This window comes from Burkholderia semiarida (genome assembly GCF_029268935.1).
Taxonomy (GTDB): domain Bacteria; phylum Pseudomonadota; class Gammaproteobacteria; order Burkholderiales; family Burkholderiaceae; genus Burkholderia; species Burkholderia semiarida.
On record NZ_JAHLCL010000008.1, the window covers coordinates 1,667,612 to 1,692,044 of the forward strand.

Here is a 24,433-nt window from a genome sequence, read left to right on the forward strand (position 1 = left end):
CCGATGAGCCTGATATCCCGATTCTTTGGCCGCAAGGAAGCGCCCGAAAACCCCGTCGCACTGGTCGCCGCACCCGAAGTCGAGAATCCGCTGAGCGTGACGGTCGTCTTCGACGGTCCGCTGCAGGTCGACATCGCCGCACTGACGGCTGCGCTGCGCGCGTACCACCCCAGCATGAAGCAGGCACGCGTCGAAACCGAGCCGACGCTGGAGCAGGTATTCGGGCTCGCCGGCTGGGGCAACCATGTCGTCCGGCTGGTCGGCTTCGATGCGCCCTATCCGTCCGACGCGCTGGAAACGTGCGTCGCGCCCGCGCATTACGGGCAGGACCTGAAGCAGCAGGTACGCGCGAGCCGCAGCCACGTGATCCTCTATTACGCCGGGCATGAAGCGAATCCGCTCGACCAGTATGTCGCGCTGGCGGCCGTCGCCGGCGCGCTGGCCGAACAGAACGGCGTCGCGGTGCTGAACGAGCACGCGCACACGTCATTGCCGGCCGGCGTCTTCAACGCGAAGGAACTCGGCGAAGAAAGCCTCGAAGTGCTGCGCGACATCCCGCTGAACCTGTTCTTCTGCGGCTTCGTGAAATACGAGGTCGAAGGCGTCGAAGGCGTATGGATGCGCACCTACGGCGCCGACGTGTTCGGCCTGCCCGATTTCGCCGCGCTCGCAGCGGGCCATCACGAAGGCGAACGCTATTCCGGCATCTTCAACAACGTGATGCACTACCTGCTGGACAGCGGCGCACGGATGCAGGCGGGCGAAACGATGCAGATCGGCACGGAAACGTTCATGAAGCTGCGCGAGCCGCTCGAGAGCGAGTACTACCTGCAAGGGCCCGCACAGGTGCTGGTGGCCGAGCTGATCTCGGCGGACGAAATCAATCGCTGACACGCACATTGATGCGCGGCGTGCGGGGTCGAACGTGCTCTAACCAATCCGCGCGCCGCCACGGCGCATGGCGGCTGCGTGACAGTCGCTCGCCCCACCCCGATGAGGAGATGCCCATGTTCGGCGTTCGCGTTGCACTCACGTCGGCCGTGATCGGCCTGTCGTTGCCGGCCATGGGGCATCCCGCAGGAAGTCGAACGCTTGTCCGGCCCTGGCTGGCGCGGCATGCACGCGACGATGACGTGCGGCGTCAGTGACCCGGAAACGGGCTTCCACGCGGCCGGCGGCGAATGCTACTGGGCCGTGCCGGGCAACGGCAAGCGCGCGGCCATCGCGGGAAGCGACGGCATCGTCGGCACCGACGATGCAACGCTGCGCAGCGTGTCGACGTTCCGGTTCGGACGCTAGCGCGTCACGAACGATTCCGCGCCCGCTTCGCGGCGCATCATCGTTGCGGTATTGACGACCAAGGCGCGAAATGCCTGTTCAAGCCGGCACGCCGCCGCGCGCCACCTGCTGCCGAACCTGCGCATGCGTGCCGAGCGCCGTGGCGATCGCATCGACGGCATCGGCCGCGCGCGCCGCGCCGCACATGAACGCGTCGACGGCCGCGAAACGATGCTCGGGCCACGTATGGATCGTGATGTGCGACTCCGCCAGCAGCACGACGCCCGTCACGCCATGCTCGCCGCCGAAATGATGGAAGTGCGCGCCGATCACGCGCGCGCCGGCCCGTTGCGCCGCGTCGGTGAGGATCGCCTCGAGCCGCGCGGCGTCGCGCAGCAGCGCCGCGTCGATGCCGGCCAGGTCGGCCAGCACGTGCGAGCCGAGCACCGCGCAGGGCGGCGCGATCCCGTCGCGCGCGGTCATTTGTGCGACCCGTACGACGAGTAGCCGCTGCGCGCGGAGGAACTGCCCCACCCGCCACCGCCCGAACCGCCGCCGCCGATCGACGCGCAACTGAACAGCGTGACGACGATCAGGCCGTAGATGCCGTAAAGGATGTACCGGATCACGCGTTGCCCCCGTCCGACGCAAAACGCGCCCACAGCCATTCCGGCAGCCACAGCACCAGCAGGCCGACCAGCACGTAGACGGCGCGTCCGGTGAACGAGAACAGCGAACCCAGGTTGAAGATCACGAGCAACGCGCTGAACATGAACGGCAGCGGCGCGAAACTGTGCGGCCCCTTCCTGCCGAACAGGCCCGTCGATTCGGTGGCGCCCGCGGCAGCCGCGGTGGCTGTCGCGAGCGCCGGCGTGCCGAAACGCTCGGCAAGCGCGCTGCCCGACAGCGGCCGCGCACGCGACCAGACGATCTCCGCGTCACTGCGCTCGCGCGTCAGCTTGTCCTTCTGCCAGCCGTAGTCGACGATCGACGTGCGGTCGCCCGCCTGCACGCGCCAGTTGAATGCCCCGACCACGTAGACGACCTCCGATTCGTATTCCTCGCGCAAACGGTAGGTCTTGCCGCCATCCGTCACGCTGGATTCGCCGCCGATCGTCGGCCAATGGTCGAGCACCTGCACGCGCTCCCAGCGCCCTTCGCTCTGCACCAGCCACAGGAAGCCGCGCTTCGGGTTCAGCAGCAGGTATTCGTCCCATGTCTCGGCGTCGCCCGGCACGCGGCAGCGCATCATGCCGATCACCGTGTACTTCACGCCGTCGAACGTACCGATCGCGCCGAGTTCGAGCGCGCCCTTCACCGATTCGAGCTTGCGCTGCGCCGCGAACACGGTCTGCTGCTCGGCCGTGCACTGCACACCCGCATGGCAGTTGCCGCACACGACGTAGTCGGCCACGTTCGGCGCATAGGACAGTGGCGCACCGCAGCTCGGGCACGCGAACGGCACCATCTCCGCGCCGCGTTTCTCGCGCGTATCGTTTTCGGTATCGCGCAAGCCCGTGAACGCGAGCGCATCGAATTCCAGCGCCTCGCCCGAATAGACGGCCGGAATGCCGCCGTTCGACTCGGCGTCGGAATAGTCGTAGGTCGCGAATGCATTGCCGGTGCGCAGGTCGACGACGCGCGCTTCCCACCCGGCATCGACGCGGAACGGCAGCTCGCCGTCGCCGCCCGTGCAGCGTGCGGTACGCACGTCGGACACCAGATACGCGCGGCCGCCGTGGTCGATCCGCATGCCCGGTTCGAGCGTGCCGAATGCGGGCCACGCTCGGCCTGCCGCATCGTCGGGTTCGCGCACCGTGATCGCGTACTGGCCCGACGCATCCGACAGCCATCCGAACGCGCCGTCGTCGAACACGACGTACCATTCGCTCCACGCACCGGCGTCGTAGGTCATCTGGAGGCGGCCGAGCACCGTGAACACGCGGTTACCGTAGCGCCCGGCCGTGCCGATCTGGATCGGCGATGCATCGTCGAGCACCGTGGCCAGTTCGCCGATACGCTCGACGTCGGCGCCGCGCTTGAGCAGCGTGCTGCGGCAGAACGCGCAGACGGCCATCACCGCCGCGGCCGAGCGAAACTCGACCGGCGCGCCGCATTGGGGGCACGAGGTACGGAACATGCGCGACGCTTACCGCGTGAGCTTCGCGAGGATCTCGGCCTTCGCGCGCGAATATTCGTCTTCGGTCACGAGGCCCTTGTCGAGCAGCGCCTTCAACTGCTCGAGCCGCTGCACGTAATCGGTGCCCTCGGCCGCTGCGGCGGCTACCGGCGCCGCAACGGGCGCGGGCGGCGCAGCCTGCGCCGGTTGCGCGGCGCCCGCGATCTGGCCGGCCATCGCCTGGCCGATCGCCGCACCGGCGGCCAGCCCCGCGCCGACCCCGGCGATGCCGCCCGGGTTTTGCGCGGCGAGCGGAATCGCCTGCGCGGTCTGGTATTGCGTGGCGCGCGCGAGATCGCCGGCCATCCCCGCTCCGATCCGCAGATCGAGGGCCTTTTGCAGCTCGGCCGGCAGCGACACGCTCTCGACCGCGAACGCGTCGAGCGCGAGCCCGTAGCGCGTGAACACCGGCACCAGCGCGTCGGCGACACGCTGCGACAGCAGCGACTGGTTCGCGGCCATGTCGACGAACGGCACGTCGGCCGAGCCGAACGTCGTGCTCATCGCGGTGACGACCAGGTTGCGCAGTTGCTGCTCGAGATCGTCGACCGTATAGGCCGCGCGCGTGCCGCTGACCTCGCGATGGAACGCGGCCGCATCGACGATCCGGTACGAGTAGATGCCGAACGCGCGCAGTTGCACGAAGCCGAATTCGCGATCGCGGATCGTTACCGGCTGCGCGGTACCCCACCGTCGGCCCAGCTGCAGCCGCGTGCTGAAGAAGTAGACGTCCGACTTGAAAGGCGACTGAAAGAATTTGTCCCAGTTCTTCAGGTTCGTGAGCACCGGCAGCGTGCGCGTTTCCAGCGTATAGAGCCCCGGCTGGAACACGTCGGCAACCTTGCCCTCGTTGACGAAGATCGCGACCTGCGTTTCGCGCACGGTCAGCTTGCCGCCGTACTGGATTTCCTGGTCTTCCATCGGATAGCGCCAGGCCAGCACGCCGTCGGTGTCTTCCGTCCATTGCAGGACGTCGATGAACTGCTTGCGGATGAATGAACCCAGACTCATGTCGGTCTCCTCGAAGCGCGTGGCGCGTCAGGTCAGGCAGGCGGCATTGATGATGCCGACGACGAGCGACGCGGTGCCCATCAGGCCGCCCATCGCGACGTTGCGATCCTCGATCGCGTGATTCATGCCGGGCAGCACGCGCGTCAGCACCGCATAGGTGATCAGTTGCACGATCATCGCGCCGACGGCCCAGATCACGACTTCGCCGAGCGTGGAATTGTGCGCGATGCTGGACGCGAGCGTCAGGCAGAAACCGATCAGCGCGCCGCCGAACGACAGCGTCGCGGCCGCGTTGCCGTCGCGGATCAGCGCGAGTTCGTCGAACGGGGTGACCTTCAGGTACACTGCCGCGAACACGAGAAGCAGCACGAACGCCGACAGTAAATGAACCGCATAAAGATAGGCACTATTCATTCTTTTCCTCGGATTTTGTGCTCGGTTCGCCGCCCCGTCGCCGGTCGGCCCGCGCGGGGCCGCCAGACGAAAATCCGCGCCAGTATATCCACATTGCCGAACACTGCACAACGGATGCGCGATGCTGCATAAGCGTGCGCTCGTCCTGTCGATCCTCGTGCTCGCGTCGTGCGGGCTCGGCTACGAACTGATCAGCAGCGCGCTGTCGAGCTACCTGCTCGGCGATTCGATCCTGCAGTTCTCGTCGGTGATCGGCTGCTACCTGTTCGCGATGGGGATCGGCTCGTGGCTCGCGAAGTTCGTCGAGGACGACGACGTGCTCGACCGCTTCGTCGACATCGAGCTGCTCGTCGGCCTGCTCGGCGGCGTATCGGCCGCGCTGCTGTTCGTCGTGTTCGCCTGGCTCGCCGCACCGTTTCGCGCGGCGCTTTACGCACTGGTGCTCGCGCTCGGCCTGCTGATCGGGATGGAAATTCCGCTCGTGATGCGCGCGTTCCAGCAACGGCGCCAGGCGTTCCGCCATACCGTCAGCGAGGTGCTGACCTTCGACTATCTCGGCTCGCTCGCCGTGTCGCTGATCTTCCCGCTCGTGCTGGCGCCGCGTCTCGGCCTGCTGCGTACGAGCTTCCTGTTCGGCCTCCTGAACGCATTCGTCGCACTGTGGACGACTCACCTGTTCCGCGACGAAATCCGCAACGTGCGCGGCAAGCTGATGCGCGCGTCGCTCGTGATCGGGCTGCTGATCGCCGGGTTCGCGCTGTCGGAGCGCATCACGCACTGGGCCGAGCACGGCGTATACGGCGACGAGACGATCTATTCGGAAACGACGCCGTACCAGCGCATCGTGCTCACGCAGTGGCATGACGACATGCGGCTGTACCTGAACGGCAACCTGCAATTCTCGTCGCGCGACGAGCACCGCTATCACGAAGCGCTGATCCATCCGGCCATCGAGGCGCTGCCGTGGGCCAAGCGCGTGCTCGTGCTGGGCGGCGGCGACGGCCTCGCGGTGCGCGAACTGCTCAAGCACCGCAATCTCGAACGCATCACGCTCGTCGATCTCGATCCCGCGATGACGAAGCTGTTCTCGACGTCCGCGCCGCTCGTCAAGCTGAACCAGGGCGCGCTGAAGGATCCGCGCGTGCAGGTGATCAACGACGACGCGGTGCGCTGGCTCGAATCGAATGCCGACGTGTACGACGCGATCGTCGTCGACTTCCCCGATCCGACCAACTTCGGGCTCGGCCGCCTGTACTCGGTGCCCGTATTCCGGCTGCTCGCGCGGCACCTGTCGGAGAACGGCTACACGGTGATCCAGTCGACGTCGCCGTATTTCGCGCCGCATGCGTACTGGACCATCATCGCGACGCTGCGCGAAGCCGGGTTCAACACGTGGCCGTACCACTGCTACGTGCCGTCGTTCGGCGACTGGGGCTTCGTGATCGCCGGCAAGCGCCGCGATTTCACGGTGCCGACGCACTACTCGGTGCCGACGCGCTGGCTCGATCCGCAAACGGCCGCCGAGATGTTCCGCTTTCCGGCCGACATGCCGGCGCTGCCGATGTCGCCGAACGAACTCAACGACCAGCCGCTCGTGCGCCGCTTCGACGACGACTGGAAGCACGTGCTGCGCTGATGGACCGTCGCACGTTCCTCGTCGCGTCGGCGGCCGCGTCGCTCGCCGCCTGCGGCCGCACCGGCTGGATCGAGACGACGCCGCGCATCGACTACCCCGGCATGCGCGAAGGCCATGCGCTGCGCGACCATGCCACGCTGCCGCCGCCGTCCGGCACGATCGAGACGGACGTCGCGATTCTCGGCGCCGGCGCGGCCGGGCTGTCGTGCGCATGGCAGCTCGCGCGCGCCGGCCATACGCGCTTCACGGTGCTCGCCGGCCCCGAATTCGGCGGCAACGCGGCCGGCGGCCGCTTCGGCGAGCTCGGCTATCCGAAGGGCGCGCACTACCTGCCGCTGCCGTCGCTCGAATCCGTGCATCTGCGCGACATGCTCGCCGATCTCGGCGTGATCGAATCCGCGCCGTTCTCCGCGCGCCCCGTGTACGACGAGCGTGCCCTCGTCCACGCACCGGACGAACGGCTGTTCATCGGCGGGCAGTGGCAGGACGGCATCGTGCCGACCGCCGGCCTCGACGCCGACGCGCTCGCGCAGCAGGCGCGCTTCTTCGCGTACACCGACGGGCTGCGCACCGCGCGCGGCACCGACGGCCGCAAGGTGTTCTGCATCCCGATCGCGGAATCGTCGCGCGACCCGCGCTGGCGCGCACTCGACCGGCGCTCGTTTCGCCAGTGGCTGCGCGACGAGGGCTACACCGCGAAGGCGCTGCACTGGTATCTGGACTATTGCTGCCGCGACGACTACGGCGCCGGTTACGAGCACGTCTCCGCATGGGCCGGGCTGCACTATTTCTCGTCGCGCGGCGGCCATGCGGGCGACGCGGGCGACGGCGCGGTGCTGACCTGGCCCGACGGGCTGCACACGATGGTGACGAAGCTGGGCGATTCGATCGCCGCACGCACCGGCTCGAACGCATGGTCGCGGGACGGCTTCGCGGTGCGCGCGACCGAACGTGCGGGCGGCGTCGACGTGCTGTGCGCCCGCGTCGGCCACGACGGCGCGCTGTCGACGTTCATGCTGAAGGCGCGCCGGGTCGTTTCCGCGATGCCGCTGTTCGTCGCGGCGCGCGTGTTTCCGCAGATGCCCGCATACGGCTTCGATCCCGCACGCGACCTGCCGCCGCGCGCGCCGTGGCTCGTGTCCAATTTCCTGCTCGACGGCATGCCGGCCGAGGAAGCCGGCGTACCGCTCGCGTGGGACAACGTCGTCTACGACAGCGTGGGGCTCGGCTATGTCGTGTCGACGCACCAGTTGATCCGGATGTCGCCGCCGACGCGCTCCGTCTTCTCCGCCTATCAGGCATTGAGCACGCAAACGCCGGACGATACGCGCCGCTGGCTCGCGCAGGCGAAGCCCGACGCGTTGCGCGAGCAGGCGGCAATCGACCTGCAGGCCGTGTACGGACGCGAGCTGTGGAAGCATGCGACCGCACTCGAGATCACCGTGCGCGGCCATGCGATGGCGACACCCGACGTCGGCTTCCTGAGCCGACCGGGGCTGCTCGCGCTGCGCGATGCCGACGGCCCCGTCGTGTTCGCGCATGCCGACCTGTCCGGGCTGTCGCTGTTCGAGGAAGCGTCGTACTGGGGCATGCTGGCGGCCCGGCGCGTGCTGGCCTGACAACCGCCGTTCGTCATTGCGGCGTCGCCGCCACCCGCTATAATCGCGCGACATTCCGACTGCATTGAGCAGGCCGACGGTGGCGCGCCGTTCGACGCGCCGCACGCCCTTCTCGACAACAACAATGACGAACCAAACCCTCCGACGCCTTCGCCCGTTCGTGCGCGCCGCCGCGCGCGTGCTCGCGTGCGCCCCGCTCCTCGGCGGGCCACTGGCGCTGCATGCGGCCGACGCCGCCGGCACGACCGCTGCCGTGCCCACGTCCGGGCGCTACATCGTCGTCGACACCGGCCACACGCCCGCGCATCCGGGCTCCACCGGCGCCAGCGGCCGCGTCGAATACCTGTACAACCTCGACCTGTCCGGCGCGGTCGCCGACACACTCGCCGCGCACGGCGATCGCGTGCTGCGCACGTCGGCAGACGGCCGCGAGATCGCGCTCGATCGGCGCTCGACGCAAGCGCCCGACGCGAACCTGTTCGTATCGATCCATCACGACTCGATGCAGCAACAGTTCATCGACGCGGGCCGGCAGCGCGAATTCCGCGGCTTCTCGGTGTTCGTGTCGGCGCGCAACCCGCACTATGCGGAAAGCCTGCGTTGCGCGAAGGCGATCGCCGAGCGGCTGGTCGCGGCCGGCGAACGGCCGTCGCTGTATCACGCGCAGCCGATCAAGGGCGAGAACCGCCCGCTGATCGACCCGCCACTCGGCATCCATCGCTTCGACGATCTCGTCGTGCTGCGCACCGCGCCGATTCCCGCCGTGCTCGTCGAGGCTGGCGTGATCGTCAATCCGGACGAAGAAGCGCGGCTCGCGCGCCGCGAGACGATCCAGCGCCTGTCCGCCGCGATCGCGGGCGGCATCGACGCGTGTACGACGCCCGGATAAACGACGGTATCGCCCGCCCGGTTCACCGGTTTTCACCCCAGTCAGGAGACTCACCATGAAGAAAAAGAATCTGCTCGCGTCCTGCGCGTTGCTCGCCCTTGCCGTTCCGTTCGCCGCGCATGCGGCCGGCTGCGGGAAGCCGCGCAGCGCGTTCGACCAGGTGTATTGCACGAGCACGCAGTTCTCGCAGTCCGACCGCGATCTCAACGACGAGTACGGCCGGCTACGCAAGCAACTGAGCGGCGACCAGCAGGCGGCGCTGAAGTCCGGGCAACTCGCGTGGCTGAAACAACGCGATGCGCAGTGCAGCGAGACGCGCGGCAGCAGCTACCTCGTCGATATCCAGTGCGCGAACGACATGACGCAGGCGCGGCTGTCGTTCCTGCGTGAGCGTGAGCGCGAATGCTCGAGCACCGGGTGCGTGACGTCGAAGCTCGGGGAGTAAGGGCGCGACGCATGCGATGCCGCGACGCGTTTTGCGGCATTGCACCCCGAAAGGAATCACACGAGGGCGCTTGACGTCGAACACGACGACGATCGCCCCCTTCCCTGATCGACTTTTCCGACGCGCGCGGCAATCACAGAAACCACCGATACTCCCGCGCGCCGATCTCGTTGCGGAAATCCAGCTCCTCCTGACGTTTGTTCTCGCAATACACCATCACGAACTCGCTGCCGAGCCCTTTGCGCACGGCCGGATGGTCCCGCATCGCGGCGACCGCCGACAGCATCTCCTTCGGAAAATCGATGCCGCTGCCGCGATCGTCGTTGAGCGGCGCGATCGGCTCGAGCCGTGCATCGAGCCCGTGCTCCATCCCGCTCAGGATCGCCGCCAGCACCAGGTACGGGTTCGCATCCGCGCTCGCGAGCCGGTGCTCGATCCGCAGGTTGCGTGTGTCCGACGCCGGAATCCGGATGCACGCGTCGCGATCCTCGAAGCCCCAGCTCGCGCGGCTCGCCGCGTTCACCATCGACCCGTAGCGGCGAAACGCGTTGTGATTCGGCGCGAACACCGGCATGCAATGCGGCAGCAGCGCGAGGCAGCCGGCCACCGCGTGCCGCAACGGCCGCTGCCCGTCTGCCGCAAGCACGTTGCGTCCCGCATCGTCATACAGGCTCACGTGCACGTGCATCCCGCTGCCCGGCGCATGCAGATACGGCTTGCCCATGAAGCTCGCGCGATAGCCATGCCGCAACGCGACGCCGCGGGTACTGCGGCAGAACAGCGCCGACCAGTCTGCTGCGCGCAGCGCGTCGTCGGTATGCCCGAAATTGATCTCGAACTGGCCGGGCCCGAGCTCGGCGGTGATCACCGTCGCATCGACACCCTGGTCGCACGCGGCGTCGACCATCTCGTGCAACACCTCGGAGAAGCGCGACAGGCGCTCGATATGCATGTTCGGTCGATCGTCGCGGTCGTCGCTGAGACGATCGCGCGGATACTGCGGCATGCCTTCCACAAGCTGCGCGGCGAACAGGTAGAACTCGAGCTCGAATGCGACGACCGGCCGGATGCCGCGCGCCGCGAACCGCCGCAGCACGCGCGCGAGCACCTCGCGCGGCTCGAATTCGATCGGCGAATCGGTACCGTCGGAGCTGATCAGCATCTGCGCGAGCGGCTGCCGCTCCCACCGCACAGGCTTCAGCGTGCCGGGGATCAGGCGGCGCGGCGCGTCGGGATCGCCGTCGTTGAAACAGTAATCGCCGATCTTGTAGAGGCCACCCTGCGTGCCGAGCAGCACGCAGTTCTGCGGCAGCTTCAGCAGCGAGCCGGACGCGACTTTCTCGAGCGCGTCGATCGGATAGCGCTTGCCGTAGAAATGCCCGGGCAGGTCGAGGCAGATCAGGTCGACATAACGGATCTCGGGGTGCGCCTGCCGGAATGCGCGGACTTCACCGACCAGCGCGGGAACGACGTCAGTCATGTCTCATCCTTTCCATGTCTTGTAGGGCGGTGCCGCAACGCGGCGAACCGGATTCATGCGGCGCACGGCGCAACGCATGCCGCATGTCGATCAGTACTGCAAACAGGCCGTGTGGCGCGACGGACTGCGGAGGCGCCCGCCCCGCCGACCATTCAGCTCAGGTAAATACCCAGATCACGCGCGTCGGCGCGTCGGTCAGGTTCGCATACCGGAAGCGCTTGTGCGCGGGAAGCTGGAATGCATCGTTCGGGCCGAGCGTGACGGGCGTGTCGTCGCCGTCGATCCAGATCGTCAGCGCTCCTTCGAGCACGAAGCCGCCCTGCTCGTCGCTGTCGTCGACCGGCCGCTCGCCGCTGCTCGCCCCCGGCGCGAGATGGCTTTCGAGGATCGAGAAGCGCGAACGCATGTTCGGCGACACGAGAATGTCGGTAATGCCGGCTGCGTAATGCACGGTGCGGCGTTCGTCGGGCCGCGTGACCCACGGCACGCTGCGCGGCTTGCTCAGGCTGTAAAAATACGTGGTCGGCACGCCGAGCACCTCGCCGATCGCGGTGAGATCCGCGACCGTCGGACGCGACAGCCCGCGCTCGACCTGCGACAGAAAGCCGACCGAGCGGCCGATCCGTTCGGCGAGATCGCTCAGCGTGACCTTGCGATGCTTGCGCAGGTCGCGGATCAGGATCGCCAGACTTTCTATCTCTTCCTGTTCGTTCATGAAGGATTCCGATGCAATCAAACGGTATCGCGCAGGCGGTACCAGACCTTGCCGATCGCCTCCAGCGGCGCGGCCAGCCGGTCGCCGCCGGGAAAGCGCGGGTTGCGAATGCGCTGATACTGCGCGAGCAGATGCGCGTCGCCGAGCACGGCATCGGCCACCGCGCGCGCGCCGGCGAGCGTCGGCAGCACGCCATGCCCCGAAAAGCCCTGCAGCCAGAAGCGCTGCCCGTGGCGGCCGATGTCCGGCGTGCGGCGCATGCTGATGTCGATGTGACCGCCCCACGCGTAGTCGAGCGGCACGCCGGCCAGTTGCGGGAACACGCGTTCGAGGCGCGGGCGCGTCGCCGCCGGGATATCGGCCGGAATGCCGCCGAGATACGTGCAGCCGCCGCCGAACAGCAGCCGGTTGTCGGGGCTCAGGCGGAAATAGTCGGGCACGAACTGGTTGTCGATCACGCAACTGTTGCGCGGCAATAGCGCCCGCGCGACGTCGGGTGCGAGCGGCGCGGTTGCGACCTGGTACGTGCCGACCGGCAGCAGCCGGCGCGCAAGGTCGCGATCGAGCCGGTCGACGTATGCGTTACACGCGAGCACCAGCACGTCCGCGCGCACTTCGCCGCGCGCCGTGCGGGCGACGTGGCCGCCGGCCGTCTCGCGACAGTCGAGCACGCGGCTCTGTTCGAAGATGCGGCCGCCCGCGCGCTCGATCGTTCGCGCGAGGCCGAGTGCGAGCTTGAGCGGATTCAGGTGGCCGGCCTCCGGATCGTGAAGCGCCGCGAGATAGCGCGTGCCGCCGATCCATTCGGGCATCTCGTCACGGCCTATCATGCGCAACCGGTCGTAGCCCCAGCGCTCGGCGGCCTCGTCGCGCGCCTGCGCCAGCATCGCGACGCGCCGCGGCCGCACCGCGGCCCACAGGCTGCCGGGCCGGTAGTCGATGTCGAAACCGTGTCGCGCCGGCAGTTCGCGCACTTCGGCCGCCGCCCAGCGCATGCTGTCCCAGAGCAACCGGGCGCCGTCGCGGCCGAGCGCATCCTCGAGCGGCCGCATGTCGCACGACCAGCCGAGCAGCGCCTGTCCGCCGTTGCGGCCCGACGCGGCCCACGCGACGCGGCTCGCTTCGAGCATGACGACGCGCCTGCCGGCGAGCGCGAGCCGCAGCGCCGTATGCAGCCCGCTGAAGCCCGCGCCGACGACCAGCACGTCGGCGTCGACACGTTCGTCCAGCGCCGGCCGATGCGGGATCGGCGCCGGGTAGGTACCGGCGTAGTAGCTTGCGACGTGACGGTCGGACTGCACGAACATGCGAGCCTCCGTGAAAATATTGCTGCGAAATTTCATGAAAAACTAGCACGACAATTTCACGGAAGCAACGCCAAGAAATTCCAACAAAATAAATTGCGAAGGCCACTAACCCGTCGCGCGTTCCGTTAACCGCTTCGTTGTTTCGCCGAGAGGCCATGGCCAAACCGATACTCGATGACGAATCGTGGTCACTCACCCAACCGCTGTTGTCACCACCGAAGCGGCGTCCGACGCGATACCCCGGACGCAAGCGTCTCGACGATCGCGGCGTCGCCCTCCATTCATACAGTGGGATCGGGTCGAAAGCAGGACCCAATCCCACTGCGTATCCGGTTCGAACGCCTCGCCACCATACATGAGGCGTTCATGAAAATCGCCGTCTGAATCATCTGCTGGAGGCACGTTCAAAAATCGTTCTGTTAGCGTTCCTTAGCGGATGGGATCGCAACCAACCGGAGCAACGAAACATTCGCTCCGGTCAAGGCTTCGCACGCACTTCCTTGTGAGCATTTTTGAGAATCCACAGTTTCTACACCTATATATTTTCACCACGCGTTCGATAACAAGGCGGGTTCGCCGTCCCCGGCATACGCGCGCAAGCGAAAACGTTTGCCGCCGCCGCGCGAGAGTTTCGTCTCCGCGTGGCCAACATTACGGACGTAACGATACGAACATGAGCGATACGAAACATCGACTTGAAGCGAGTGCTGGCCTTTCCCGTCGCACGTTCCTCTACAGCCTCGGCGCACTCGCGCTTTCGGCGTGCGGCAGCGGCCCGGATACGAGCGAGGCGGCCGCCGGCCGCGCGACAGGCACGGCAGACGCAGCGGCGGGCAATCGCGCGCTTGCGCGCGTCGCGACCCGCGCCGACGCCGTCACGACGAGCCAGGCCTTCGTAACCGCCACCAACCGAATATTTTTACGCCCAGGATGTGGGCCGACGTCAATCGAAAGAACATACCTATATTTTTCAGAAACGAAAGATGCTATCTAGCCCGGCGTTATTCCGCTTTCGAATGTTCGATTTTGTTCGATATCGCATTACCTCCGAGCGAAGTCACACTCTTTAAATATTTATCATTTAAAAATCGCATGCCACGGATCCGAATGGCGGATGCTTTACCAAGACCCATCCAAATCGTCCAACATAAAAAGACATGACATTTTGCATTTCATAGCATCAATTCCAGACGAAGCAAATTACCGAACCATCGGCCATGACATTTTTTGAGGATCGAATGTTAAATACCACATATATTTCAGGTTTGATTCTGCTTGTTTCTTCTATTTTGCAGGGATGCTCCGGCGGCGACGCCTTGCCGTCAAAGCCTGCTCAGAACTCAACAGATCAAAGCTTGAATCAGCAAAATGTCGCGCAAAATCTGCACTCTACGCCCCCGCCTCCGGGCAACACGGTACTCGTAGCCAGCGGGTCGACGCCTCAGCAGAAAGTCCGAAATCTGGGATCGGGGACGGGGTTCGTCGCGTCGGCATTGTCTGAGAAACTCCCGCCGGGAACGGCTGACGACTACGATGTTCTGGTCGTTTCCAGCGACCAGACTGCAAATCCGGGCGTAATGAAGGAAATTGTCGACGGCCTGGGAAATGGCAAAGAGATAGTCATCGATTCCGCCGGTAGCGGAAAGCCCGGGGGCGCGACCGTCAATTCCGCCGTAGAACAAATTGTCGGCCCGGGAACCGCGGTTGCCGGCGACGCAGTCCGAATTCAACGAGGCCCGAACGGCGACGGCTATCTGATCACCCCGATATTCAACACCGGCGGCGGAAATACCAACGGAGGACCCGACCAGAAGGTTTCAGGCATCGATGCGACACAAAACAACGTCGCGAATATTTTTCAAACCAATGATGGGGGTAACAAGTGAAGTCGAAATCGCTTTTCAATTCCGCGATTGCGGGCGTCGTTTGCCTGTTTCAGGTCGGCCATGCCGTTGCCGGGACGACGTGCCTGCTCGATAGCCAAACCAACCAGGCAAATCTGGTGGGAAACAGCTCGTCCTGGTCGATTCCTATTCAGCAAGCAACCAATACGTGGCAAGACTGGATATGGAGAGGTGATACCTTCCTGTGCAATGGCGTCCGCAATGTAGCTGCCCCGTGTACGTATACATGGACGAAAACCCGTTCCAATGGATACACCGTCAGCGGCAGTGCCAGTTTGAATCCGGAAAGTATTCCGATCGTGGGAGGCATCTTGAATCTGCTTCACGTTGACGCCTCGTATGGGCGCACAGTGACTAATACGGAATCGACTGGCTGGAGTCAACAGGTTCCGGCGGGGAAATATGCCACGTTCGTCGAGGTTGTCGTGCGTCGCTGGAAGCAAGGCGTGTTTCAAGGAGCGTATCAAATCACAAGCAAGCGATGCACGATCGACGAAATTGGGGATGGGCATTTCGCGTGGGGGCATGTGTATTCCTGGAATGGATCGGCCAGATACGGAAACTGGACGGCGAACCAGGCGGTCAATGGTTCCAATTCCGCGTACGGCATGGTCTGGATTCACTGACTTTGTTGCAAGGGTCGTCCGTGATACGCCAAGCCTCAACCGAGGAACGGCTTGAATTCCCGGAAGGAGAGCCGGTTTTTCGTTAACACCCAAGACAGGTCATCACGGCGACCCGAAATTCGCTCTTTTCGTCAAATAGAAGTTGATGTCCAGGTCCACCGCGCTCACCAAGGCGATCGACCAGGTTCGTTCAATCTCCGGGTCGTACGTACCGCGTCGGATCGGCCATGCGCATGCGGCCACGACCGATCCCGTGCATCCTGCCCGCCTTTGCAACGGCATCGCAAACTACGCCGTGAGCAGGCGACCGAATCCCGTGCGCAGCGCAACGCGGTCCTGCAAAGCGAAGACGGCGGCGTTTTCCCGGCAACCGAAGGGCGACGGCTCGCGGCCATGATTCCGGGCGCCCGCTTCGAAACACTCCCTCGGGGCGGACCTCTTGCAATCTCGACCACGCCGGTGCGCTTACCCGGGCACTTTTGCGCTTCCTGACCGGGCCCGATATTGTCGAGTCGTCCTGATTATTCCGCGCTGAAGTTGGGCGGCGCGCGGATGGTCGTCACCGGCACGGCCGACGCCGAGCCCGGCTTCGCGCTCGAAGGCCTCGGCTACCGGCCAATCGAACGCGTGTACGGCACGCAGCCGTGAGCGCGGCGCAAGATATTCAGCCCGGCGAGAACGTCGTCGTCAGCAAGAACGTGCGCCCGGGCAGCACGGGGATGAAGTTCGGGTAAAGCGCGGCGCCGTAAAGCTTCCGGTCGAACACGTTCTTCACGCCAAGCTGCACGGCCCACCTCTGCGCTCGGTAGAACACCGTCGCATCGACGCGCGCATCGCCGGGCACGACGTAGCCGGGTGCGCCTGTCGCCCGCTGCGAGCGGAAGAACACGCCGCTGCCGACGCCCCAGCCGCGCCACGCCGGCGCCTGCAGCGCGTAGGTCATCCACAGACTGCCGGCGCGCGCCGGCGTGCCCGGCGCCCGGACCTGCGTACCACGCGGGTCGACCGCCACGCCCGAATCGGACACCGTCAGCGAGCCAATCACGTCCAGTCCCGTCAGAACCTTCCCGGCCAAGTCGAACTCGACGCCGCGGTTGTGCTCGCCCGGCACGCGTGCGTAAAAGCCCGGATGCGTCGGATCGCCGATGATCTTGCCATCGTCGCGCAGCTGGTACGCGGCGGCGGTCGCGGTCAGCGCATCGCCGAAGAGCGTGAACTTGATGCCGGTCTCGATCTGCTCGGTGCGGGTGGCCTGCAGGGTCTTGCCGTCCCACGACACGGTGTCGAGCGACGGCCGAAAACCGCGCATCCAGTTTGCATAGATGCTGACCGACGGCGTGATCGCATAGCTGGCGGCGACGCTCGGCGACCAAACCGAATTGCGCACCAACGGCGAGCTTAGCGATTTGTCCAGCAGCGCGTTCGTGTGCCGCAGCGATGCGAGCAGCGTCACCCGATCGGCGATCAGCGCCTGGAGCTGCACGTAACCGCTCAATTGCCGCATCGCCGAATCGGATTCGCGCGCGAGCGGACCGGACGGAATCGACGGCAGCGGATGCGGCGCATACAGGTTCTGGACGGCGGACGCGTACGGTGCGATGTCGGCCGTCGACGACAGCCGCCAGTGCTCGACGCCCGCGAGCATGGTGCCGGACACACCGCCCGCGCGGAACGTGCGCAGCAGTTCCGCCGCCACATCCGATTCATGCCGCCGCTCGACGGAATGCAGGCCGTAGAGTGCGATGTCGCCGGAGCCGTCCAGCAGCGCGTAGGGCACGTGCCAATGCGACACGGTTTCGTATTTCAGCCAGATCGCGCGCACGCGCGCCTGCCAGCCGTCGCCGAACGCGCGCTCGGCGTTCAGCGACGCGCGCAGCGAATCGGTGCCCATGTGGTCGTCGCGCGCGCCGGCGGGCTCGAGCGACGTTTGCGGTAACGGATTGCCGTCATCGCCGCCGACCGAATACGGCAGGACCGGCACGCGCTGCCGGTAATGCTCGAGACGCAGCGTCACATCGGTGTCGGCGTCCCGGTAGCGCACCGACGGCGCGACGAAAAAGCCGCGCTGCCCATCGTAGCCGCCATAGCTGCGTCCGTTCAGGTTGCCGCTCGCTACGAACCGGTAGCCGACCTGCCCGTCGCTCGACACGTCACTCATGTCGAGCATGCTCTCGCGCCGCCCGCGCGACGACAGCGTCGTCTGCAGCGTCGCATGGCGCGCGAACTGCGGCCGCTTCGTGACCAGGTTGACGATGCCGCCGTTTGGCGCGCCTCCGACGAGCGCCGTCGCAGGGCCCTTGACGACCTCGATGCGTTCGATGCCCGCGAGCGGCGGGTAATCGGCGGATTCGACGACGCTCCCGTCGACGAGCAGCGCCTGCGCGGTATAGCCGCGTATCCCGATGCCGTAGTTCGCATTGTTTTCGTCGAACACCGACGTCGCGCCGCTGATGTTCGCGATCGCGTCCGCGACCGATTCCGCCTGCTGGCTCGTCAGCACGGCATGGCTCACGACGCCGACCGACTGCGGCGTGTCGACGAGCGGCAGGTCGAGCCGCGCCGCGGCCGACGAGCGCGTCTCGGCGAAGCCGCCGTCCGCGCCAACCCGAGCGCGCATGCGAATGGGCGGCAACATGATGGTCGCCGCGCCGGCATCCGGTGTACGGGTGCGCTGCAGCGTCCACGTGCCGCCCGCGACGCTGGTCGGTTCGAGCGGCGTGCCCGCCAGCGCGCAGGCGAGCGCGTCGCGCGCGGTCATCGTGCCATCGACCGGCCCGGCCCAGCGGCCGGCCGTCAGTACGCTGTCGAACGACAGCACGACGTGCGCCTGCCGCGCAACCTCGAGCAACACGGCATCGAGCGCGCCGCCCGGTACGTGAAAGGTGACGACGCCCTCGTCGGCGCAGGCGGCGGCCGTCGCCGCGCCCCACCAGACGCCCGCCAGCATCGCTCGTCCGACGATGTCGTTTATTTCGAATCGACTAAACACACTAAACATGCTTACTTCTCTGCCAGGTCGGAGCGCGAGCATACAGGGTCCGCGTGAACGTCAAAAAAAGCGGTGGCCGGCATGCATTCACGGCAATAGGATGTGTAGCATCACGAAGAACAGCGGCGGCGCACCGCAGAGCGATTGCGAAGCCGTGTCGGATTCGCAGCCTGCGACACACAGGCTCCGGCCCTCGGGCACGCACGCCTGCGTGACGCTCCCGCTCGACGCGATACGCCCGTCGACGGGCTGTACGGGCCGGCCGGCCGATAACCCGACACGCGCAGCCATGCGGCCGCCGCGCGACCGTCACGGCAACGTCGCCACACCGCAGCGAATTCGTCTTGCGCGAATCGCGGGTAAAAATGCGCACCGGCATCGAGGTTGAGTGCTCGTATATTCTTTGCTAGCCTGCGTGCAAGGCGCTCCTGGCCGCTCCAACCGTTCGATGCAACATGGAATTCAGCATGACGACGCTTGCCGCTGTCCCACCCGTCGACGCAATCTTCCGCAACGACTACCCCTGGCTGCTCGGCCGTCTGCGCTACAAGCTCGGCTGTGCGTTTACGGCTGAAGACATCGCTTCCGAAACGTTCGTGCAACTGATCGCGCAAGCCGGCACATCGTCCGTGCGGGAGCCGCGCGCGTTGCTGACGACAATCGCCCACCGCCTCGTCTACGACTTCTGGCGCCGCCGCGACCTCGAGCGCGCGTACCTCGCCGTGCTCGCCGCACGCCCGGAAAGCGTCGCACCGTCCGAGGAGGAGCGCGCGCTTGTCGTCGAAACGCTGCATGCGATCGACCGGATGCTGGCCGGGCTGTCCGCGAAGGCGCGCAACGCGTTCATCTACAGCCAGTTCCACGGGCTCACGCATGCCGAAATCGCCGACCGGCTCGGCGTATCGAAGCGCACCGTGCGCGACTATCTCGCGCAGGCGCTGCGCGCGTGCTATCTCGCGTCTTTGCAGTGAATCTGGCCGATCAACCGAAAGTGGTCGACGCGATCGACCCGCGCGTACTCGACGATGCGATCCGCTGGATGGTGCTGCTGCGCTCGGGCGATGCGACCGGGCGCGACCGCGCGCGCTTCGACGCGTGGCTGCGCGCCGATCCCGCACACGCGCGCGCGGTCGCGCGGCTCGACGCATCGCTCGGCGCGCTGACGCCGCCGGCAACGCACGGCCTCGCGCCGAGCGCGCTCGGCGATGCGCTATTGGCCGTACCCGCACGCCGGCGCGTCGTGCGCGGCGTGCTGTCGTTCGGCGCGCTCGTCGCTGGCGCGGGCGCGCTCGCCGATCGCTTCTCCCCCATCGCCGAGTGGTCGGCCGACCTGCAGACGAACACCGGCGAGCAGCGCACCGCGACGCTTGCCGACGGCTCGTCGCTGATGCTCGCCGCGCGCAGCGCGGTCGACGTCGACTACCGGGTGGACGAGCGCGGCGTGCGGTTGCGCGCGGGCGCGCTGCTCGTGCGCGCGGCGGCGAACGCGCGCCCGTTCGTGGTCCGGCATGCCGAGCGCATGGTGCGCGCGCGCGCCGGCAGGTTCGCGGTTCGTGTGGACGGCCCGTGGCTGCACGTCGCCGCACTCGATGCGCCGGTCGGAATCGCGGTGCCGGGTGGCGCGACGCTGTCGCTGCGGCCCGGACTCACCGCGCGCGCCGGCGTCGACCTCATCGAGCCACTCGCCGCCAACGCGACGGACGAAGCCGCATGGACCGGCGGCCAGTTGGTCATACACACCGAGCCGCTCGGCGCGGTGATTGCGCGGCTGCGTCCGTACTACCCCGGCGTGATCCGCGTGACCGACGCCGCCGCCGCGCTGCCCGTCACCGGCGTGTTCCGACTCGACGATCCGCCGCGCACCCTCGCCGCGCTCGCCGCGACGCTACCGCTGGAGGTCCGGCGCTATGCGGGATGCGTTGTGCTCGTTTCGCTCGCGTCGCAAGCCTGACGCGCACCGGGAGCGCGGCGCGATTGCCCGGGTGATCGCCCGATTGCCCGTGGTAACCCATCCAACGCCAGACAGCAAAAATTTTTTGCGGAAGGCACGTCACTTTTCGTCACTCGTCGCACAAGCAATCTGAAACACCGCAAAGTCGCGACACCGCAGGCGAACGGCAAAACCGTCCCGTGCGTGCAGGCACGGCCCGTCCCGGCGAACTGCCGGGCGCCGCCGCGCGACGACGGGCGCGGACGCCGATATTCCGTTTCGATTTGAAGAGGTCACTTTGGACTATGCCCTCCTGACCCGCGACCTGCGTCTGGCCGACCGCATCGCGGACAGCCTCGGGCGCGGCGAGCGCCGCGGCGACCGGTTCGCCGACGAGCTGACGATGCTGCGCGCATTGCGCCACCGGCCGTACGACCTGATCGTGTTCGACGCGCGCTGCGTCAATGCGACCCACAATCCGGTGCTGTCGTGGCGCGCGTGCCACGCGGACAGCCGCGCGCCGGTCGTGGTGGTCGGCTCGTTCGACGGGCCCGCCGAGATGTTCCTCTGGTACGACCTCGGCGCGGCCGACGTGTTGACGCTGCCGTTCGATCCCAACGAGCTGTACGTGCGCGCGACGCTCGCCCGGCGCGGGCAGGCCCGCGCCGCCTCGGCCCCGGCCCGCCTGTCGGTCGGTCCGTATGCGCTCGATCGCGATACGGGCACGGTCAAGCTGCACGGCGGCGCGATCGCGCTGACGTCGCGCGAGTTCGCGATGGCCTGGCTGTTCTTCTCGAACCCCGGCACCTGCTTCAATCGCGGCCAGGTCGCAAAATCGATCTGGGGCAACTACCGCGACTGCGCGGACCGGACGATCGAGCAACACATCTACAAGCTGCGCAAGAAGCTCTCGCTCGGCATTGCGAACGACGTCGCGCTGCGCACCGTGTATGGCTTTGGCTACAAACTCGAAGTCGGGTCGTGCAGCGACGCGCATGAGCCGGAATTCGCGACGCCGACAGCAGCCGGCCCGCACCCGGCCGCGTGAGGTAGGCTGTCGAACGCGTGCGCGCGGCGGCAGGTTCGTCGCGCATCGCGTCCGGCCGCCCGCCGTCACCGCGAACCGGTGGCTGCGGCCGCTGCCCGCAGGCGCGACCGGTCCGCGACGCGCCGCGCCGCGCCGCGAAGAACGCGATGCCTTGGTCTATCGCGCACACATAGCCGACGCGGGGCGCGAGCCGGTTGTCCGTAGGCGGCGAAAACGGACCGGCCGAAAACGCGACGGTCTGGCCGGGCTTCACCCGACAGCGGATGAACCTCCAGACCGGCCGCCCCGACTCATCGACCATCGCGGGTTCGTCGGCGAAGCTCAGCGTGCCGTCCGGCGTGATCCGCTACGCGTTGATTCGCAGCCCGCCGCATGTCGTGCCCGGCGCGGTTGCCGTGCCAGCCGGCGCGCATTTCGGCAGATCGCCCTTGAAGGACACGCCCGCGCGCTGGTTCAGCGTGTTTTCCACTTCGCTCGGACCGGACAACCGTATCGTCGGCCCTTGTGGGCGGAAAGGCATGGCGCGTCCGCGGCCCCTCGCCGCGCAGTCGCCCGGCGACTCGCTTGACAGCTCACCACGAAAGTCAACATTCTCGATGAGTGTTTTTGAAATCGTCTCTTAGCAAAAATCCAACTATCCATATCAATTCAGTTAGCCGTATATCTAAAAATTTTTCAATTTTTTGTGCATATTTGGTGCTTTTTAAGCGATTTTCATCCATATAATCCGGACATCGGTGGTCCATCGATATTCGGATGACCAGGAATTCCGCCGCGATTACGACAGCACTTGATGCCTTCCATGAGATTTTTTGAGGATTCCGGCGTGATTCACCTTATATATTTTCGTCCTGTGTTCGTTAACCCGACGAACTCGCCGTTCTCCGCATACGCTCGCAAGCGCAAACGTTTGCCGTCGTTGCGCGAGTCGCTTATCGCTGCATGAATCAAGTTATGGACGACAGAACGATACGAACATGACCGACACGAAACATCGACTCGAAACGAATGCCGACCTCTTCCGACGCACGTTTCTTCACAGTCTCGGTGCGATCGACAGGTTCCGCCTCCATCACGACGCGCCGCCCGCCGATCAGGCCGTGGTGCTTGCCTGCGGGATCTGATGCGTCCTCGCAACGGCTCACTCGCCATCCGGACGTCACGCTCACGTCGGAATGGGGCGATTCCGCTTCCTCTCGAAATGCGCGTCCCGTGCCCTCTACACACGCTGTCCGCCTGCGCTGCGCCGTGATTTCCACTCCGAATCCGCATGCTCATCAATCACACACCCTGGTTCGTCCTGCATCGCCCGCGTCCCCGGGCAACGCACCGGCTGTTCTGCTTCCCGTATGCCGGCGGCGGATCGCTGCTGTACCGGAGCTGGGCGTTTGAACTGCCAGACTGGCTCGAAGTCGTCGCCATCGAACCACCGGGGCGCCAAACCCGCTTTGCGGAAGCGGCGCTCACGTCGCTCGACACAATGTGCACCGCGCTTGCGACGGCGGCGGCCGGCCTGCTCGACAAGCCGTTTGGCACGTTCGGCTACAGCTTGGGCAGCGTCGTCAGCATCGAATGGACAAGGGAACTCGTTCGGCGCGGCCTTCCCACCCCTTCGCACGCATTCAGCGCCGCACACCGCGCGCCGCACGTGGCGCCAAGCGGGCCGCCGGCCCATCGGCTATCCGATCCGGAACTGATCGAGTGGCTGAAAGCGATGGGCGGAACGCCGGCTGCCTTGCTGTCGGAGCCCGAATGGCTAGGGCACTTCCTGACGTCGCTGCGTGCCGATCTCGCACTCGCCGACGGGTACCGGGTGGATACGCCATTCGTGTTGCCGTGCGGGCTGACGGTGTTCGGTGGTCTGCGCGATCCCCATGTCGCGAGCGATGCATTGGCCGAGTGGGCCCGCTACAGCGGGGGGCCATTCGCGCTGCACCGGTTCGACGGCGGGCACTTCTTTCTCCAGGCGTGGGAACAGGAGATTCGGAACCGCGTCGTCGCCGCGCTGACCGACCCTACGTAGCAGTCCCGTCAAATCGGCACCAGCATGCCGCGGGGAAATCTGCCGGCCAGTGTACGCCCGGTGCCGCGCACCGGTCGCACCTGCCGGCATTTGCGGCATTGCATGCCGACATCGGGATTGAAAAGGAGAACGACCTCGATCGACACGATCAGTATGAGTTGAAAGTCCATAACGATGAATAAGCAAGCGCTATCGGTCAGCGGGAGACACCTTCAGTAACACGGGCCGAATTTATTCAAATTTCATCGGGTATCGAACCATGACGACTCAATGGCATGAAATTTACTTGGGCATAGAGAATGCGAAGACCATGTCCGATCTTGCCGATACAGCCTCGCGCGCTGTATCGAGGATCGGCTTTTCCAACTGGCTTTTCGAAGTCAAATCCACATGCTCCGGCAACGACTCGGAATTCTTTTCCGACCGCGGGCAATACGAAAGCTGGATCAAGTATTACAAGGATGCGGATTTCCTTCCGGGTGGCAGTCCCGTCTATGCCGCACTCCGAACCAAAGGCCTGGCAGAATGGAGCGACGGCGCACGCTTCGTTCTTACCCAGTGCAGCTGGATCGGTGCCGATTTACCCGCCCTGTTTTCGGTCGGACGAGAAATCACACCTGTAAGAGTCGAGGAAAAGGCGACGAATGCCCCGTACATCGCGTGGCTCGCCGGCGCGATCCATGCGAAGTTCATCGCGCTGTCGGCGCCGACGCCGAAAACGGGCGACGTGTGCAGTCTTACGGACCGCGAACGGGAACTGCTGCGGTGGACCGCGCTCGGCAAGACGGCCGGCGAAGTCGCGTCTATCGTCGGGCTCACGACACGCACCGTCTATTTCCACCTGAAAAACGCGATGCTCAAGATGAATGCGACCAATACACTGCAAGCGGTCGTGAAGGCGATGGTACTCGGCCTGATCTGAGGCCGTACCATGCCGCGC

Annotated in this window: 25 protein-coding genes and 1 pseudogene; 17 read left to right on the forward strand and 9 right to left on the reverse strand. The window is 66.0% G+C overall.

Annotated elements, in window-relative coordinates; all coding sequences use genetic code 11:
- Nucleotides 1-3 precede the first annotated feature (3 nt).
- The gene (locus KPB06_RS30735; RefSeq protein ID WP_060310626.1) at nucleotides 4-891 is read left to right on the forward strand and encodes a DUF4261 domain-containing protein; all 888 of its coding nucleotides are present in this window, start codon (nucleotides 4-6) and stop codon (nucleotides 889-891) included.
- Nucleotides 892-1,092: 201 nt separating this feature from the next.
- A complete protein-coding gene (locus KPB06_RS30740; RefSeq protein ID WP_275905745.1) occupies nucleotides 1,093-1,299 on the forward strand; it encodes a hypothetical protein in 207 nt (68 codons plus the stop codon).
- A 78-nt stretch (nucleotides 1,300-1,377) separates the two neighbouring features.
- Here KPB06_RS30740 and speD read toward each other — a convergent pair whose 3' ends face one another.
- From speD to KPB06_RS30765, 5 genes are read right to left on the reverse strand one after another with little or no spacing between them, the layout of a single operon-like run.
- The gene (gene speD, locus KPB06_RS30745; RefSeq protein WP_124859859.1) at nucleotides 1,378-1,761 is read right to left on the reverse strand and encodes an adenosylmethionine decarboxylase; all 384 of its coding nucleotides are present in this window, start codon (nucleotides 1,759-1,761) and stop codon (nucleotides 1,378-1,380) included.
- Nucleotides 1,758-1,907 (reverse strand): hypothetical protein, encoded by a 150-nt coding sequence (locus KPB06_RS30750; protein WP_155634559.1) that lies wholly within the window; start codon nucleotides 1,905-1,907, stop codon nucleotides 1,758-1,760. Before KPB06_RS30750 ends, speD begins: the two co-directional genes overlap by 4 nt.
- Nucleotides 1,904-3,418, reverse strand: coding sequence for a DUF4178 domain-containing protein (locus KPB06_RS30755; RefSeq protein WP_124859857.1), 1,515 nt, complete (start codon nucleotides 3,416-3,418; stop codon nucleotides 1,904-1,906). Before KPB06_RS30755 ends, KPB06_RS30750 begins: the two co-directional genes overlap by 4 nt.
- Before the next feature lie 9 nt (nucleotides 3,419-3,427).
- A complete protein-coding gene (locus tag KPB06_RS30760) occupies nucleotides 3,428-4,468 on the reverse strand; it encodes an SPFH domain-containing protein (RefSeq protein WP_124859855.1) in 1,041 nt (346 codons plus the stop codon).
- Between the two features lie 27 nt (nucleotides 4,469-4,495).
- Nucleotides 4,496-4,882, reverse strand: a complete 387-nt coding sequence (locus tag KPB06_RS30765) for a DUF350 domain-containing protein (protein WP_059584653.1) — start codon at nucleotides 4,880-4,882, stop codon at nucleotides 4,496-4,498.
- Between the two features lie 121 nt (nucleotides 4,883-5,003).
- Between KPB06_RS30765 and KPB06_RS30770 the strand changes: the two genes are divergently transcribed.
- The 4 genes from KPB06_RS30770 to KPB06_RS30785 all read left to right on the forward strand — a co-directional run bounded on the left by KPB06_RS30770 (nucleotide 5,004) and on the right by KPB06_RS30785 (nucleotide 9,471).
- Nucleotides 5,004-6,518, forward strand: a complete 1,515-nt coding sequence (locus KPB06_RS30770) for a polyamine aminopropyltransferase (protein ID WP_059584651.1) — start codon at nucleotides 5,004-5,006, stop codon at nucleotides 6,516-6,518.
- Entirely contained in the window at nucleotides 6,518-8,137 is a 1,620-nt protein-coding gene (locus KPB06_RS30775) for an FAD-dependent oxidoreductase (RefSeq protein WP_059584649.1), read from the forward strand. Before KPB06_RS30770 ends, KPB06_RS30775 begins: the two co-directional genes overlap by 1 nt.
- Nucleotides 8,138-8,261: 124 nt before the next feature.
- On the forward strand, nucleotides 8,262-9,026 hold the full coding sequence (locus KPB06_RS30780; protein WP_059584647.1) for an N-acetylmuramoyl-L-alanine amidase family protein: 765 nt from the start codon (nucleotides 8,262-8,264) through the stop codon (nucleotides 9,024-9,026).
- A 55-nt stretch (nucleotides 9,027-9,081) separates the two neighbouring features.
- A complete protein-coding gene (locus KPB06_RS30785) occupies nucleotides 9,082-9,471 on the forward strand; it encodes a lysozyme inhibitor LprI family protein (protein ID WP_059584645.1) in 390 nt (129 codons plus the stop codon).
- A gap of 133 nt (nucleotides 9,472-9,604) precedes the next feature.
- Here KPB06_RS30785 and KPB06_RS30790 read toward each other — a convergent pair whose 3' ends face one another.
- The 3 genes from KPB06_RS30790 to KPB06_RS30800 form a co-directional block, all read right to left on the reverse strand.
- The gene (locus KPB06_RS30790; RefSeq protein WP_059584643.1) at nucleotides 9,605-10,951 is read right to left on the reverse strand and encodes a glutamine synthetase family protein; all 1,347 of its coding nucleotides are present in this window, start codon (nucleotides 10,949-10,951) and stop codon (nucleotides 9,605-9,607) included.
- A gap of 157 nt (nucleotides 10,952-11,108) precedes the next feature.
- Entirely contained in the window at nucleotides 11,109-11,666 is a 558-nt protein-coding gene (locus KPB06_RS30795; protein WP_059584641.1) for a helix-turn-helix domain-containing protein, read from the reverse strand.
- Nucleotides 11,667-11,683: 17 nt separating this feature from the next.
- The gene (locus tag KPB06_RS30800; protein WP_059584639.1) at nucleotides 11,684-12,973 is read right to left on the reverse strand and encodes an NAD(P)/FAD-dependent oxidoreductase; all 1,290 of its coding nucleotides are present in this window, start codon (nucleotides 12,971-12,973) and stop codon (nucleotides 11,684-11,686) included.
- Nucleotides 12,974-13,128: 155 nt separating this feature from the next.
- Between KPB06_RS30800 and KPB06_RS34595 the strand changes: the two are divergent.
- From KPB06_RS34595 to KPB06_RS30820, 5 genes and pseudogenes are all read left to right on the forward strand, one after another.
- Nucleotides 13,129-13,245: pseudogene (locus KPB06_RS34595) on the forward strand (IS5/IS1182 family transposase); the annotation flags it as partial.
- Between the two features lie 401 nt (nucleotides 13,246-13,646).
- Complete coding sequence (locus KPB06_RS30805; RefSeq protein ID WP_124859847.1) at nucleotides 13,647-13,967, forward strand: hypothetical protein; 321 nt, start codon at nucleotides 13,647-13,649, stop codon at nucleotides 13,965-13,967.
- A gap of 223 nt (nucleotides 13,968-14,190) precedes the next feature.
- Nucleotides 14,191-14,859: a hypothetical protein gene (locus tag KPB06_RS30810; protein WP_144029756.1), complete on the forward strand. Its 669-nt coding sequence runs from the start codon at nucleotides 14,191-14,193 to the stop codon at nucleotides 14,857-14,859.
- A complete protein-coding gene (locus KPB06_RS30815) occupies nucleotides 14,856-15,503 on the forward strand; it encodes a hypothetical protein (RefSeq protein WP_124859842.1) in 648 nt (215 codons plus the stop codon). The genes KPB06_RS30810 and KPB06_RS30815 overlap by 4 nt, the downstream gene beginning before the upstream one ends.
- 504 nt (nucleotides 15,504-16,007) lie before the next feature.
- The gene (locus KPB06_RS30820; RefSeq protein WP_226225201.1) at nucleotides 16,008-16,151 is read left to right on the forward strand and encodes a hypothetical protein; all 144 of its coding nucleotides are present in this window, start codon (nucleotides 16,008-16,010) and stop codon (nucleotides 16,149-16,151) included.
- A gap of 16 nt (nucleotides 16,152-16,167) precedes the next feature.
- Here the strand turns inward: KPB06_RS30820 and KPB06_RS30825 are convergent, their stop codons facing one another.
- On the reverse strand, nucleotides 16,168-18,450 hold the full coding sequence (locus tag KPB06_RS30825; protein ID WP_275905744.1) for a TonB-dependent siderophore receptor: 2,283 nt from the start codon (nucleotides 18,448-18,450) through the stop codon (nucleotides 16,168-16,170).
- Between the two features lie 509 nt (nucleotides 18,451-18,959).
- Between KPB06_RS30825 and KPB06_RS30830 the strand changes: the two genes are divergently transcribed.
- The 6 genes from KPB06_RS30830 (at nucleotide 18,960) to KPB06_RS30860 (ending at nucleotide 24,415) form a co-directional block, all read left to right on the forward strand.
- On the forward strand, nucleotides 18,960-19,463 hold the full coding sequence (locus KPB06_RS30830; protein ID WP_059585104.1) for a sigma-70 family RNA polymerase sigma factor: 504 nt from the start codon (nucleotides 18,960-18,962) through the stop codon (nucleotides 19,461-19,463).
- Nucleotides 19,460-20,443 carry a FecR family protein gene (locus tag KPB06_RS30835; protein ID WP_081066368.1) on the forward strand — a complete coding sequence of 328 codons (984 nt, stop codon included), beginning with the start codon at nucleotides 19,460-19,462 and terminating at the stop codon, nucleotides 20,441-20,443. Before KPB06_RS30830 ends, KPB06_RS30835 begins: the two co-directional genes overlap by 4 nt.
- Nucleotides 20,444-20,720: 277 nt before the next feature.
- Nucleotides 20,721-21,470 carry a response regulator transcription factor gene (locus tag KPB06_RS30840; RefSeq protein WP_059584633.1) on the forward strand — a complete coding sequence of 250 codons (750 nt, stop codon included), beginning with the start codon at nucleotides 20,721-20,723 and terminating at the stop codon, nucleotides 21,468-21,470.
- Nucleotides 21,471-22,447: 977 nt separating this feature from the next.
- Complete coding sequence (locus KPB06_RS30850; protein WP_155634556.1) at nucleotides 22,448-22,594, forward strand: hypothetical protein; 147 nt, start codon at nucleotides 22,448-22,450, stop codon at nucleotides 22,592-22,594.
- A gap of 146 nt (nucleotides 22,595-22,740) precedes the next feature.
- Nucleotides 22,741-23,493, forward strand: coding sequence for a thioesterase II family protein (locus tag KPB06_RS30855; RefSeq protein ID WP_059584631.1), 753 nt, complete (start codon nucleotides 22,741-22,743; stop codon nucleotides 23,491-23,493).
- 259 nt (nucleotides 23,494-23,752) lie between these two features.
- Nucleotides 23,753-24,415, forward strand: coding sequence for a helix-turn-helix transcriptional regulator (locus KPB06_RS30860; protein WP_081059157.1), 663 nt, complete (start codon nucleotides 23,753-23,755; stop codon nucleotides 24,413-24,415).
- Nucleotides 24,416-24,433: the final 18 nt, after the last annotated feature.